Origin of the sequence: Halorubrum ezzemoulense (assembly GCF_004126515.1) — an archaeon.
Classification (GTDB): Archaea; Halobacteriota; Halobacteria; order Halobacteriales; family Haloferacaceae; genus Halorubrum; species Halorubrum ezzemoulense.
This window is the reverse complement of the sequence record NZ_CP034940.1, coordinates 1,558,076-1,571,217: the sequence shown is the minus strand read 5'-3', so window position 1 is coordinate 1,571,217 and position 13,142 is coordinate 1,558,076. Positions and strand designations below refer to the sequence as shown.

12 protein-coding genes are annotated in these 13,142 nt (G+C 71.2%); 3 read left to right on the top strand and 9 right to left on the bottom strand.

Translation table 11 applies throughout. The features are described 5' to 3' along the window. Window positions 1-83: 83 nt before the first annotated feature. The 5 genes from EO776_RS07820 to EO776_RS07800 form a co-directional block, all read right to left on the bottom strand. Window positions 84-1,457: a glutamate-5-semialdehyde dehydrogenase gene (locus EO776_RS07820; protein ID WP_100050471.1), complete on the bottom strand. Its 1,374-nt coding sequence runs from the start codon at window positions 1,455-1,457 to the stop codon at window positions 84-86. Continuing rightward, window positions 1,441-2,316, bottom strand: coding sequence for a glutamate 5-kinase (gene proB / locus EO776_RS07815; protein WP_086216369.1), 876 nt, complete (start codon window positions 2,314-2,316; stop codon window positions 1,441-1,443). The genes EO776_RS07820 and proB overlap by 17 nt, the downstream gene beginning before the upstream one ends. Further along, complete coding sequence (gene proC, locus EO776_RS07810) at window positions 2,309-3,085, bottom strand: pyrroline-5-carboxylate reductase (protein ID WP_080508529.1); 777 nt, start codon at window positions 3,083-3,085, stop codon at window positions 2,309-2,311. Before proC ends, proB begins: the two co-directional genes overlap by 8 nt. Window positions 3,086-3,173: 88 nt before the next feature. After that, entirely contained in the window at window positions 3,174-4,208 is a 1,035-nt protein-coding gene (locus EO776_RS07805; protein WP_089307634.1) for a glycosyltransferase family 4 protein, read from the bottom strand. Window positions 4,209-4,242: 34 nt separating this feature from the next. After that, window positions 4,243-5,109 carry a hypothetical protein gene (locus EO776_RS07800; RefSeq protein ID WP_049929532.1) on the bottom strand — a complete coding sequence of 289 codons (867 nt, stop codon included), beginning with the start codon at window positions 5,107-5,109 and terminating at the stop codon, window positions 4,243-4,245. A 119-nt stretch (window positions 5,110-5,228) separates the two neighbouring features. Here EO776_RS07800 and EO776_RS07795 point away from each other — a divergent pair, with 119 nt between their 5' ends. Continuing rightward, window positions 5,229-6,242, top strand: a complete 1,014-nt coding sequence (locus tag EO776_RS07795; RefSeq protein WP_086216373.1) for a lysylphosphatidylglycerol synthase transmembrane domain-containing protein — start codon at window positions 5,229-5,231, stop codon at window positions 6,240-6,242. A gap of 9 nt (window positions 6,243-6,251) precedes the next feature. Here EO776_RS07795 and EO776_RS07790 read toward each other — a convergent pair whose 3' ends face one another. The 3 genes from EO776_RS07790 to EO776_RS07780 all read right to left on the bottom strand — a co-directional run bounded on the left by EO776_RS07790 (window position 6,252) and on the right by EO776_RS07780 (window position 9,584). Beyond that, a complete protein-coding gene (locus EO776_RS07790) occupies window positions 6,252-6,719 on the bottom strand; it encodes a hypothetical protein (RefSeq protein WP_094519766.1) in 468 nt (155 codons plus the stop codon). A gap of 63 nt (window positions 6,720-6,782) precedes the next feature. Beyond that, a complete protein-coding gene (locus EO776_RS07785; protein ID WP_094519767.1) occupies window positions 6,783-8,519 on the bottom strand; it encodes a DUF2070 family protein in 1,737 nt (578 codons plus the stop codon). After that, window positions 8,520-9,584, bottom strand: coding sequence for a glycosyltransferase (locus tag EO776_RS07780; RefSeq protein WP_089307638.1), 1,065 nt, complete (start codon window positions 9,582-9,584; stop codon window positions 8,520-8,522). Window positions 9,585-9,846: 262 nt separating this feature from the next. On the opposite strand from EO776_RS07780, the gene EO776_RS07775 reads away from it, so the two are divergent. Both EO776_RS07775 and moaC read left to right on the top strand, forming a co-directional pair. Next, complete coding sequence (locus EO776_RS07775) at window positions 9,847-11,316, top strand: NAD(P)H-hydrate dehydratase (protein ID WP_094519768.1); 1,470 nt, start codon at window positions 9,847-9,849, stop codon at window positions 11,314-11,316. Next, window positions 11,309-11,845: a cyclic pyranopterin monophosphate synthase MoaC gene (gene moaC, locus EO776_RS07770; protein WP_089307640.1), complete on the top strand. Its 537-nt coding sequence runs from the start codon at window positions 11,309-11,311 to the stop codon at window positions 11,843-11,845. Before EO776_RS07775 ends, moaC begins: the two co-directional genes overlap by 8 nt. Before the next feature lie 30 nt (window positions 11,846-11,875). Here the strand turns inward: moaC and EO776_RS07765 are convergent, their stop codons facing one another. After that, entirely contained in the window at window positions 11,876-13,060 is a 1,185-nt protein-coding gene (locus tag EO776_RS07765; protein WP_100050470.1) for a glycine cleavage system aminomethyltransferase GcvT, read from the bottom strand. Window positions 13,061-13,142: the final 82 nt, after the last annotated feature.

Below are 13,142 nucleotides of genomic sequence, written 5' to 3'. Positions count from 1 at the left end.
TCGGCTGCCCGCCCCTCGCGGTCCGCGCAGTCACGGGCCGACCGACTGGCGGCGATCGGACCGACGGGGTATCGGCGCCGTCGCTATCGCGTCGACAGCGAGCCCGGCGTCCACTCGGCGCCGTCGAGCTCGCGGTGCGTGAACGGGACCGCGTCCTCGCCGCTGTAGCTCGCGACGAGGTGGCCGTCGCCCTCGAGGTAGTACTTGTACGTGGTGAGCCCCGCCAGTCCGACCGGCCCGCGGGCGTGGATCTTGCCGGTCGAGATGCCGACCTCGGCGCCGAGCCCGTAGCGGTAGCCGTCCGCGAACCGCGTCGACGCGTTGTGGAACACGCTCGCGGCGTCGACGCCGGTCATGAACGTCTCGGCCGTCTCGGCGTCCTCGGTGAGGACCGACTCGGTGTGTTTCGATCCGTGGTCGTTGGCGTGTTCGACCGCGGCGTACACGTCGTCGACGACGGCGATCGACAGTTCGAGGTCGCCGTACTCGGTGTCCCAGTCGTCGTCGGTCGCGGGCTCGATGTCGACGACCTCGCGGGTCCGCCGGTCGCCGCGCAGCTCGACGCCGGCCGCCTCGTACCGCTCGACGAGACCGGGGAGGAACGCGTCGGCGACGGACTCGTGGACGAGCAGCGTCTCGACGGCGTTACACACCGCCGGGTACTGGACCTTCGCGTCGAAGGCGACGGCTTCGGCCATCTCCAAGTCGGCCGCCTCGTCGACGTAGACGTGGCAGATCCCCTCGGTGTGTCCCAACACGGGGATCTGGGTGTTCTCCTGGATGTAGGAGACGAACTCCGAGGAGCCGCGCGGCATGACGAGGTCGACGCGGTCGTCGAGTTCGAGCAGGCGGTCGACCTCCTCGTGCGCCTCGATGAGCGCGGCCCAGCCGTCGGGCAGGTCGGCGGTCGCCTCGACGATCGCCTCGTACAGCACGCGGTTCGACTCGCTGGCCTCGCTGCCCCCTTTGAGGACGACGGCGTTGCCGGACTTCAACGCGAGCGCCGCGATCTGGACCAGGGCGTCGGGCCGCGACTCGAACACGGTCGCGACGACGCCGATCGGCACGGCGACCCGGTACAGCTCCAGGTCCTCGTCGAGCTCGCGCGCCGCGAGCGTCTCCCCGAGCGGGTCGTCCTGTGCGGCGACCGACTCGACCATCGAGGCGATCTCCTCGATCTTCGTCTCGTCGAGCTTCAGGCGGTCGACTAAGGCCTGCGTGTACTCCCCCTCGGCGAGCATCCGCTCCGCCTCCTCGACGCCGACCGCGTTCGCGTCGAGTATCTCGGACTCGCGCTCGCGGATCGCGTCGGCGATCGACCGGAGCGCCTCGTTCCGCGTCGCCTCGTCGGCGTTCGCGAGCCGGAGCGCGGCGCGTTCGGCCCGCCGGGCCAGCTCGTCGGTGTCGGCCTCCACGTCGGTGTCCGGTTCCGTGTCGGTGTCACTCATCGTCGTCACCAGTCTCTGGCACGAATAGCGTGCCCGTCGGCTTACCCGCTACGATCCGCGCTAACACGTCGCGCTCGGCGGAGCCCGCGATGATCGCTGGGATCCCGTTGCGGCTCACGTCGTGGGCGCCCTCCACTTTCGTCCGGATCCCGCCGAAGTCGGTCGCGGTGCCGTCGCCGACGATCTCGCGGAGCCGCTCGTAGCCGTCGTCGACCGCCTCGATCAGCTCGGCGTCCGCGTCGCGCTTCGGGTTCCCGGTGTAGACGCCGTCGACGTCGGTGAGCGTCACGAGGAGGTCGGCGTCGAGACCGATCGCGATCGACGCCGACAGCATGTCGTTGTCGCCGATCCGGAGCTCGTCGGTCGCCACCGCGTCGTTCTCGTTGACCACGGGGACGACGCCCCACGACAGCAGCTTCTCGACGGTGTTGGTGAAGTTGTCGAACCGCTCCGGCGCGTCGAGGTCCGTGCCCGTCACGAGGATCTGCGCCACGTCCTGGTCGAACCGCTCGAAGCTCTGCGTGTAGTGGCGCATCAACAGCCCCTGTCCGACCGTCGAGAGCGCCTGGCTCTCGGCGATCGAGTCGACCCCGTCGCGCGACTCCGGTCCCACGTCGAGCCGTCCGGTGCCGGCGCCGACCGCCCCCGAGGAGACCAACACGACCTCGGTGCCGCGCTCGCGGAGGTCCATCACGTCGGCGACGAGCTTGTCGAGCTTCACGCGGTCGAGCCGGGAGTCCGCGTCGGTCAGGGAGTTCGTTCCGGCCTTGACGATCACCCGGTCCGCGCCGGCCGCCTCCCGCCGAGCGGCCTCAACGCGCTCGGGGTCTGCCGTGCCGACTCGCTCGACGCTCGCGTCCTCAGGCATCGTCGAAGGCCTCGGCGAGCTCTCGGGAGCGACGCTCCGCGGCCGCGACGGCGTCCTCGACCGCCTCGTCGGCGTCGCTGTCCCAGAGCACGTCCATCCCCTCGATCGTCGTCCCGTTGGGCGAGCAGACCGCGTCGATCAGCTCGTCGACGCTGCGGTCGTCGCGCAACACCGTCTCCGCGGCGCCCTTGAACGTCTGGGCGGCCAGCGTCTCCGCCTGCTCGGGGTCGAGTCCGCTGTCGATCCCGCCCTGCTTCATCGCGTCGATCAGGTAGAAAGCGAACGCGGGGCCGCTGCCGTTGACGGCGGTCGAGACGTGCATCAGCGACTCGTCGACCTCGACGAACTCCCCGACCGCGTCGAGCATCTCGCGGACCTCGTCGGTGAGGCCCGCGTTCGTCGCCGCCGCGGCCATGTCGCCCGTCTCGGCGGCGAGGTTGGGCATGATCCTGACGACCGGCGCGTCCGTGCGCTCGGCGACGAACTCGCGTGGGAGCCCCGCCGCCAGCGTCACGAGCTGCTGGTCCGCCCGGAGGTCGAGGTCGTCGAGAACCGCCGGCGCCACGTCGGGCTTCACCGCGAGGACGACGATGTCGGCGTCGCGCGCCGCCGCCACGTCCTCGGTCGTCTCGTCGACGGCGTCTTCGATCGCGGCGAGCGCCTCGGGGTCGAGGTCGATCGCCGTGAGGTGGTACCCCTCCGCGCGGGCAAGCCCCCTGAGCAGGGCGCCGCCCATGTTCCCGCAGCCGATAACGCTCACACGAGTCATTTGGCTCTACGGAGTCGACCGGAGGACATACCAACTGCGGTTTTCGCAAGTTTCCGCGAACGGCCGCCGATCGGCCGCTCCGGACCGCTCAAACGAGATCCGCGTACAGCGAGCGGTACCGGTCGGCGATCGCGTCGAGCGAGAACTCCTCGCTTCGCGCCGCGGCGTTGGCGCCGAGCCCCGCCCGGCGGTCGGCGTCGCGGAGCTCGTCTAGCGCGTCGACGAAGCCCTCGACGTTGTCTCCGGGGGCGTCGGTGACGTCCGCGCTCGCGGCGCCGTCTCCACCGCCCTCGCTGCCCACCTTCAGACATTCCTCGCCGTCTTCCAGCCACGAGAACGTCTCGATGTCGCGCACGACGAGGGGTTTCCCGGCCGCCATCGCCTCCAGCAGCGCGATCCCCTCGTTCTCCTCGTGGGTCGGGAAACAGAACACGTCGCCCGCGGCGTACGCGCCTCGGATGTCGTCGACGAACCCCGTGAACGTACAGTTCGACGGCGCCTCGTCGATGAGCCGCTTCGTCTCGCGGCCCTTCAGCGATCGGTCGACGTGGCCGAACCACGCGAAGTCGACGTCCGGCATCCGATGGGCCGTCTCGACGAACGTCTCTAACCCCTTCCGCTTGATCACGTGGCCGACCATGAACACCGTCGGCGGGTCGAGGTCGTAGCGCTCGCGGTACTCCGCTTCCAGCGACTCGAAGCCGTCGAGCTTCTCGCGGTCGACCCCGTTCGAGACGACCGTCGTCGGCACGTCCGCGTACCCGCGGATCACGTCGCGGTTGTACTCGGAGGGACAGACGAGCCGGTCTGCGAGCCCGTACGCGCGCCGGAGGTACGGCTTCAGCGGTCGCGCGAGCGCGTTCGTGAACCGGAAGCTGTCGCCGAAGTCCTCGGCGGTGACGTGGGTGTGCGCGACGACGGGCACGCCCGCCTTCCGGGCGCGCCGCGCGTACCAGACCGAGCGCGGGCCCATCAGATTGAGGTGGAGTACGTCGGCGTCCAGCGTCGGCTCCGTGGTGTACTCGATCCCGACCCGGTCGAACATCTTGCGCTGGTGGTCGACGGACGCGGCCATCCCGCCGGTGACGTGCTCCTCGAACTCGAAGTAGTGGCTGACCTTCATCGGAGACACCGGCGGTGGACCCGGTTGGAGCCGATCACTCGACTTCCAGCCACGGGACCTCCATCAGCGCGGGGATGTACGTCTCGATGTGGTGTTCCCAGACGCCCTCCTCGCCGAACGCCTCGCCGTGGTCGGCGGTGACGACGACGTCGCCGTCGAGTTCCTCGACGAGCTCCGAGACGCTCTCCAAGGCGATCCGGAGGTTCTCCTCGTACATCGACAGCGCGGTCACGCGCGTGCCGTCCGTCACGAGGTCCTTCGGGTCGAGTTCGAGCCACAGCCCCGCCTTCTGGGCGAACTCGCTGTCGTCCAGCCGGCTCTCGATCTTCGGCCGGACTGTGTCGCTGAGCGAGGAGAGCAGTCCGCCGTCGTCGTCGCCGCCGTCGCTCGCCTCCTCTTCCCCCTGCTCTCTGATCCCCTTCTGGATCTGCTTGAGCTTCTGCCCCTTCCCGCGGGAGAGGTAGGGAGCGTGCGGCTGCATGTAGTGGAGGACGGTGCGGTCGGCGCGCTCGACCGCGTCGAGGTTGTTCCGGTACGCCCGGGTGAGCCCCTCCGGCGGGACGGTGCCGAGATCGTCGTCCCACTGGGTCTTCCAGACGTCGTGGATGTCGCTGATGTGCTCGGAGGCGGTCCACTCGTAGTCGCAGCTGGCGCCCCACTTGAGCTCGTTCAGCGGGATCCCGAGGTCGTTGATGAACGGGTTCCCGGAGAAGTACGCGATGTCGTGTTCGCCCGTGAACGTGCGGTAGGCCCACTCCGGCGTCGACGACCCGACGCTCTCGCGCTTTTCGAGCGTCCCGTCGAGGTACTCGTCGTACACGTCGGCGAACACGTCGTACCGGCACGCGTCGAGCACCAGACAGTAGTCCCAGTCCGACTCGAGGAACCGCTGATCTTCCATTGGGTGAGTCGTCGGCCCGCCGGTACGTATGTATTCCCATTCGGCGCCTCCGGGGTCGAGAGGGCCGCGCGGCGGCCGCGAAGCAGACGTTTCAAGTTCGCTACCGACCCACCCCGTCTATGGAAGGCCCACAACGGCGCGCGCTAATCTTGGGGGCTGGCGGCGCGGTCCTCCTCCTCGCGGTGCTTTTCGTCGTCGTCGGGGTCGATCGCGTCGTCGACGCGCTCGTCCGCGCCGACCCGGCGCTCGTCGCCGCGGCCGCCGGACTGGGGCTCTGCTGGCTCGCCGCGTGGAGCCTCATGCTGCGCGCGGTGTTGGGTGCGCTCGACGTCGAGATGTCCGTCCCGACCGCGTTCCTCGTGTACAGCGGCGCCGCGTTCGCCAACAACGTCACCCCGTTCGGGCAGGCCGGGGGCGAGCCGGTCGCCGCCGCGCTCATCTCGAAGGTGGGTGAGGCGCGCTACGAGACGGGGCTCGTCGGCATCGCGAGCGTCGACGTGCTCAACGTCGTCCCCTCCGTCTCGCTCGTGTTCCTCGGCGTCGGGTCGTACGCGGCCACCACCGCGGTCGGCGACCGCGTCGGGTTCGCCGTCGCGAGCGCGGTCGGCCTGATCGCCGCGATCGTCACGGCGATCGCCTTCATCTGGCGCTACCGCACCGCCGTCGTCGACCGCGTCCCCGGCGCCGTCGGGCCGTTCCTCGGGCGGTTCGAGCGCTTCGACGCCGAGACGATCGAGGCGGGGCTCGCCGACCGGCTGGGGAACTTCTTCGCCGACATCGAGCGCGTCGGCACGGACCGGCGGCGGCTCCTCGGCATCGTCGCCCTCTCGCTCGTCGGGTGGCTGTTTCAGGCGGCCGCGCTCACCGTCGCGTTCGCCGCGGTCGGGCACCCGGTCTCGCCGTTGATCCCCGTCTTCGTCGTCCCGCTGTCGTACGTCGCGGGCGCGACGCCGCTCCCGGGCGGACTCGGCGGCATCGAGGCCGCGCTCGTCGGCCTCCTCGTGCCCACGACCGGGGTCGCCGCGTCCGCGATCACCGCCGCGGTCCTGGTCTTCCGCGGCGCGGTCTACTGGCTCCCGATGGTGATCGGCGGCGCGTCGGCCTCCGCCCTCGGGGTCAAGGCGTTCGAGTAGCGCGGGTCGTCACGGCCGATCCGTCCGTCTGCGCACCGCCGCGCCGGCGACGAATGCCGCGCTCCCGAGCGTGAGAGCGACCACGAGAGCGACGACCGGGCCGATCCGGAGCCCGGTCAGCAGTTCGGCGCGGGGACGCAGAGCGACGACGGACGGACGCGGGACCGCGTACCCGCCGTCGCCGAGCGTATCGCCGCGGGCGAGCGCAGCGAGCGGCGGGACGACGAAGACCCAGACGGTCGCGAGGAAGACGGCTCCCCAGCCCACGAGGAGGCCGCCGCGACGTCGTCCGGCGTCCCCAGCTGCGCCGGCCGCGACGGCGATGAGGGCCGCCCAGAGGGGATAGCGTCCGGCGGCTCCCGTCGGCTCCCACGGGAGGACGACGAGGAGCGAGGCGGCGACGAACGCGGCCGCGACGACGCCGAGGGCGCGTTTCGGCGTCCGATCGGTGCTGAGGAGGAGGGCCCGGGAGACCATATCGAGGTCTCGGAGCGAGCGCACAAAAACGGCGGGTGCGGCTTCGCCCGGAGTACCCCAGTCTCAGAAGAAGAGCCACAGCACGAGCAGCACGTACAGCGTCACCAGGGCGATGATCGTCAGGCGGATGAGGATGTTGACGCTGAACACGAGCCCGTTATAGTCATTTTTCAGCAGCTTCACCGGCTCCGTCCGTCGGCTCGCGAACCCCACGGTCGCGGGCGCGACGTCGTCGACGGCGCGGTCGACCGCGCGCTCGATGGCGTCGAGGTCGGACTCGCGCATGTTGGCCAGCTCGTGGATCGACGCGTGGGTGTCCGTCGAGAAGGGGATCACGGCGTCGAACTCGTCGCGGTACGCGTCGGCGGTCGCCCGCACGTCCGGGGTGAGGCCGTTCGTGTCGACGCCGATCCAGAGCACCTCCTGTCCGTCGACGGACTCGACCATCGCCAGCGCGTTCTGTGCGGTCCGCGTCACCGCGAAACCGGCGGCGTAGCCGTCGGCGAGGTCGGCCGTCGCGAGCCGGTCGCGGAAGTCGTCGAACGCGCGCTTCAGCCGGTCGGCCTCGGCGGAGCCGTACTGTATCTCCACCTCGGGGCCGTTCTGGATGTCGTGTCTGTGCTGGTCGATCAGCAGCACCTCGTCGTGGTCCACGTCGCGCATGAACACGCCGGTGTCGTAGTCGTCGATCCCCTCGCCGTGGAGGACGATCACCTGCCGGTCGCCGATCCGTCGGCCGTGGAACCTGACGTCCGCGTACCCCTCCCGCTCGCCGTACGACTCGGTGACGAGCCGCGAGACTCGCTCCGTCCGGTCCGGGTCCGCGACCGCGTCGAGGATCCGCTCCGCGTCCGCCGGGTCCGAGAGGTCCTCCTTGTGGGTACACGGGACGTGGAAGAAGAAGCCGGCGTCGCCGTCCGCGGCGGCTCCGCCGTCGGCCGCGACCGCGGCGCGGTCGGTCGCGCCGTCCTCGCCCTCCCGACCGCCGTTCAGCGCGTCGATCAGGTTCCCGCTCAGCTGGCCGCCGCCGAACCCGCCGAGCGGACCGGGGTGGACCCACGGCGCCGCGACGGTGAGCCGGTCCCCGTTGTCGACCGCGAACGTCTCGACCGCGGGGCGGGCCTCGACGCCCAAGTCGAGCGACTCGCGGTCGTTCCGGAGCAGCCCGGAGGTGAGCGCGAACGCGGAGACGTCGGTGTTGCTCCGGATCAGGTAGTCGACGACGAGGAGCACCAACACGAGGAACCCGGCCGCGATGAGCAGCGACGCGAACGCGAACACGTGGCGGTACGTCGAGAAGCCGAGCTCGCTCCCGCCCAGCGCGTAGAAGGCGGCGATGAGCAGGGCCGGCTCGGCGAGCGACGCGAGGAGGATCCGGTCGGAGCGGTCGATCCCCGTCGAGACGACGAGCACCAGGATGTTGAGCAGGTACAGCGTGATGAAGCTCAGCCAGATGATGCTCCACGCGTTCCCGACGTTGTCCGCGCCGGAGAGCACGAGCGCGTACACGAACAGGACGAACTGCGAGGTGAGCGCGAGGAAGTAGCTCCACGACCGCGGGTAGCCGTCGAGGACGCGGGGGAACAGCTCCGCGGCGACGACGAACGGGACGAGGAAGATGAGGACCGCCACCGGCACGATCCGCGACGGGTCCAGAGCGAACGGCGTGAAGACCGTTATCGCCGCGACCGTGGCGACGCCGTACACCCCGCTCAGAAGGACGAGCGCGGCGGCCTGAACCCGGAGCCGCGGCACCGAGAACACGAGCCGCTGGAAGGCGTCGACGTTGTCCGCGCCCATCTAGCCGGTCACCCCGTAGATCGATTCGAGCTCGTCGACGGTCTGCTCCACCGAGAACCGCTCGACCGCGGCGCGGGTGTCCCTGTCGCCGTCGAGGCAGTCGCGGACCGCGCGCTCCATGTCGTCGAGGTCGTCCAGCGCGAACCGCGCGCCGTTCTCCGGACCGATCGTCTCGTCGAACGGCGCCACGTCGGCGGCCGCGACCGGGGTGCCGCAGGCGTTCGCCTCCAGCGTCGAGAGCCCGAGCGTGTCGCAGGTCGAGGCCGTGACGAAGACGTCGAGCGCGGCGTAGAAGTCGGGGAGTTCCTCCCGCGGGAGGAAGTCGTGGAACCGGACGTTCGCCGGGGCGTCCGCCTCCAGCTCCGCCCGGACCGGCCCTTCGCCGACGAGTTCGAACCGCGCCTCGGGGAGCCGCGCCGCGAGCCGGAGAATCTCGTCGACGTTCTTCTTGCGGGTCATCCGACCGCTGTACCCGACGACGGGCCGGTCGTCTCCGTTCGGTCCCCCGTCGGCCGCCAGCGAGTCCGCGCCGGCGTTCTCGCGGGGGCGGAACCGGTCCATCTCGATGCCGACCGGGAGCCGGTACGGCTTCACGTCGCGGCGGATCCGCGAGGTCGAGGCGGTGACGCAGTCGAACGCGTTCAAAAAGCGGTTCTCGTAGGCGACGTACGCCCGTCCCGCGAGCGCGGCGAGCCGTTCGGACTTGAGCCCCTGGACGAAGTAGTCCTCCACGGGGGTGTGATGGGTGTACACCGAGGTGGCGCCGTACCGCTTCGCGTACCGGAGCCCCATCAACCCAGTCGACGCCGGGCCGTGACAGTGGACGACGTCGAGGTCGGGGAGCGTCGAGAGGCGGCGGTAGGTGGGGAAGCGGTACTGCCGGTAGAACGGGTTCGGCAGCGAGCGGACCGGGATCTCGCCGTCGTCGGGCTCGTGGCTGCTCGCGGGGTAGACGACGTACACGTCGTGGCCCCGCGCTTCGAGGCGCTCGCGCCACGCCTGTATGGTGTAGGTGACGCCGTCGATCCCGGGGAAGTAGCTGTCTGTGAAGAAGCCGATGTTCATGGTGGCGTCTGTCGGTCGTGCGGTCGCGGTCGGCCGCGGCCGCCGGGGCGGACTCGGCGCGGAGGGGACGAGCCGGGTACGTCGGCCGCGGAGGGGGTTGCCGGGGCGGCCGGGCCGACGAGGGGTACCGATGCCACAGTTATTCGCCGAGTTCTCCACCTGACCGCTTCAACATTTTCATTTCCGAAGCGCGGCGGGCGCAGCGCTGTCGAGGTGGCTCTGACCCCGACCGCTTAATCCCCGGGCGCTCGAACCGCCGAGCATGATCACGACCGACCGCATGGCGGCCGTCGACGCCAACGCGGCCGCGCTCGGCGTCCCGCGCAAACAGCTGATGGAGTCGTCCGGCAACGCCGTCGCCCGCGAAGTGCGGGCCGTCGCGGACCCGGGTGCCGCCGTCGCGCTCGTCTGCGGCCGCGGGAACAACGGCGGCGACGCCCTCGTCGCGGCGCGGTTCCTGAAGCGGTACGACGTGACGGTCCACCTGCTCGGACGCCCCGCGACGATCCGGACCGACATCGCGCGAGAGAACTGGGCGGCGGTTGAAGCGACGGAGATCACGACCGAGACGGTCACCGACTCCCGCGACTTCTCCCTCGCCGCTCCCGACGGCGACGGCCCGGACGTCGTCGTCGACGCGATGCTCGGCTCCGGGGTCTCCGGCGGCCTCCGCGAGCCGGAACGAACCGCCGCCGCGGCGATCAACGCGACCGACGCGACGGTGATCGCGGTCGACGTGCCCTCCGGGATCGACGCCGACACCGGCGAACCGACCGGCGAGGCGGCGACCGACGGTCCGGCCGACCCAGTCGCCGTCGACGCCGACCGCGTGGTGACGTTCCACGACGAGAAGCCCGGACTCGACGCCGCCGGCGTCACGGTCGCGGACATCGGGATCCCGGCCGCCGCGGAGTGGTTCACCGGCCCCGGCGATCTCCTCGGGCTCGACCGCGATCCGGACTCGCACAAGGGGGACAACGGCGAGGTGCTGGTGGTCGGGGGCGGACCCTACACCGGGGCGCCGACGCTGTCCGCGATGGCCGCGCTCCGCGCGGGCGCCGACCTCGTCCGCGTGGCGTGCCCCAAGTCGGTCGCCGGCGCGGTCCAGGGGTTCTCGCCGAACCTCATCGTCCGCGCGCTGCCCGGCGACCGCGTCGAGCCCGCCCACGTCGACCGGGTCGCGTCGCTCGCGGCCGAAAGCGATGTCACTGTCCTCGGCCCGGGCCTCGGCGGCGGCGACGGGGCTCGGGAGTTCGTCCGCGAGTTCCTGACGGGCTACGACGGACGCGGCGTCGTCGACGCCGACGCGCTCCGGGTCGTCCCCGAGGTCGACACCGACGCCGACCTGATCTGTACGCCGCACCAGGGCGAACTCGTCGACATGGGCGGCGAGAGGGCGTCAGACCCGGACGAGCGCGCGGAACTGGTCGACGAGTTCGCGGGCGGGCTGGGCCACACGCTGCTCGTGAAGGGCGCTGTCGACGTGGTCGCCGACGGCGACGAGACACGGCTCAACCGCACCGGGAACCCCGGCATGACGGTCGGCGGGACGGGCGACGTGCTCGCGGGGACGGTCGGCGCGCTGGCGGCCGTGACGGAGCCGTTCCGGGCGGCCGCGGTCGGCGCGTACGCCGTCGGCCGGGCCGGCGACGCGGCCGCGGAGGCGAACGGCGCGGGGTTGGTGGCGACGGACTTACCCGATCGGCTGCCGGAGGCGATGCGTGATGAGTGAGGAGGACGCGGTCCGGTCCGGCGACGGGAGCAACGGAGGCGACGGCAGCCCGGACGACCTGACACACACCGACGACGCCGGCGACGTCCAGATGGTCGACGTGGGCGCGAAGCCCGACAGCAGCCGGCGAGCGGTCGCCCGCGGGGAGATCCGGCTGACGCCGGGGACGATCGCGGCGGTCGAGGCCGACGCGGTCGAGAAGGGCGACGTGCTCGCGACCGCCCGGATCGGCGCCGTTCAGGCGGTGAAACACACCTGGGAGACGATCCCGATGTGCCACCAGATCCCGATCACGAACGTCGACGCCGAGTTCGCGGTCGGCGACGACCGGATCGAGCTGACGGTCGCGGTCGAGACCACCGGCAAGACGGGCTGTGAGATGGAGGCGCTGGAGGGCGTCACGACCGGGCTCAACACCGTCTGGGACATGGTGAAGGCCGCGGAGAAGGACGCCGACGGCCAGTACCCCGACACGCGGATCGCGGACGTGAAAGTGGTCGACAAACGGAAGGAGACGGTCGACGCGTAGCCGCGGCCCGGGGGGCCGCCGCGGTTCGCCTCAGCGGTCGAGGAACGGCGGGACCACGACTTCGGCGCGCTTCTCGTCGCCGCGCACGACGACGCTCACCTCGGTGCCGGCGTCGGCGTACGACTCGTGGAGGTACCCCAGCCCAATCGGCTCGTCGAGCGTCGGGCTCATCGTCCCGGAGGTGAGCTTCCCGACTCTGGTGAGGTCCCCGTCGGTGACGGCGTACCCGCCGCGGGGCACGCCGCGCTCCGAGAGCCTGACGCCGACGAACTTCTCGTCGACGCCCTGCTCCTTCTGGACCTCCAGCGCGTCGCGGCCGACGAACTCCGTGTCGAGCTTCACGACGAAGCCGATCCGCGCCTCGTACGGGGTCCGGGGCTCACCCTCGGGATCGAAGTCCTGTCCGGACAGCAGGAACCCCATCTCGGTGCGGAGCGTGTCGCGCGCGCCGAGGCCGCACGGCTGCGCCTCGCGGGGCGCGTCGACGAACGCCTCCCAGACGGCGCCGGCGTCGGCGGCCGGGCACATCACCTCGAAGCCGTCCTCGCCGGTGTAACCGGTGCGCGCGACCCAGCTCTCGACCCCCGCCACCGCCGCCACCGCCGCCTCGAACTTCGAGAGGCCGACGACGCGGTCGCGGGGCGTGGTCTGGTCGAGGGCGTCGGCCGCGTCGGGGCCCTGGACCGCGAGCATCGCCCAGTCCCCCGTGGCGTTCGCGACGGTCGCGTCGAGCCCCCACTCGTCGCGGTGCGCGGTCCAGCGGTCGGCCATCTGTCCGTCGTGGCCCGCGTTCGGTACGAAGAGGTACGCCGGGTCGCCGCTCGGCGCGTCGAGGTCGCCGCCGTGGTCGCTCTCCAACGCCGCGAGCGACGCCGCCCCTTCCCCGGCCGGAGTCCCGTCGGGGAGCCGGTAGACGACCGTGTCGTCGAGCATCACGCCCTCCCCGTTCGTGATCGCGGCGTACTGGGAGTCCCCGGGGTCGAGCGCGCGCACGTCGTTGGTCGTGAGTCGGTTCATCAGTTCGGTCGCGTCCGGGCCGGCCACCTCGATCTCGCCCATGTGGGAGACATCGAAGACGCCGACCGACTCGCGGACCGCCGCGTGTTCGGTCCGGATCGAGTCGAACTCGACGGGCATCTGCCAGCCGCCGAAGTCGGTGAACTTCGCACCGCGCGCGTCGTGGGCGTCGTGGAGCGGAGGGAGACGGTCGGTCATACGCGCACCCTCTCCCGGGCGAGCCTAAGGTGTTGTGACAGCGGCGGTCCGCGCGTCCGCGGCGGGCCCGGCCGCGTGGCCC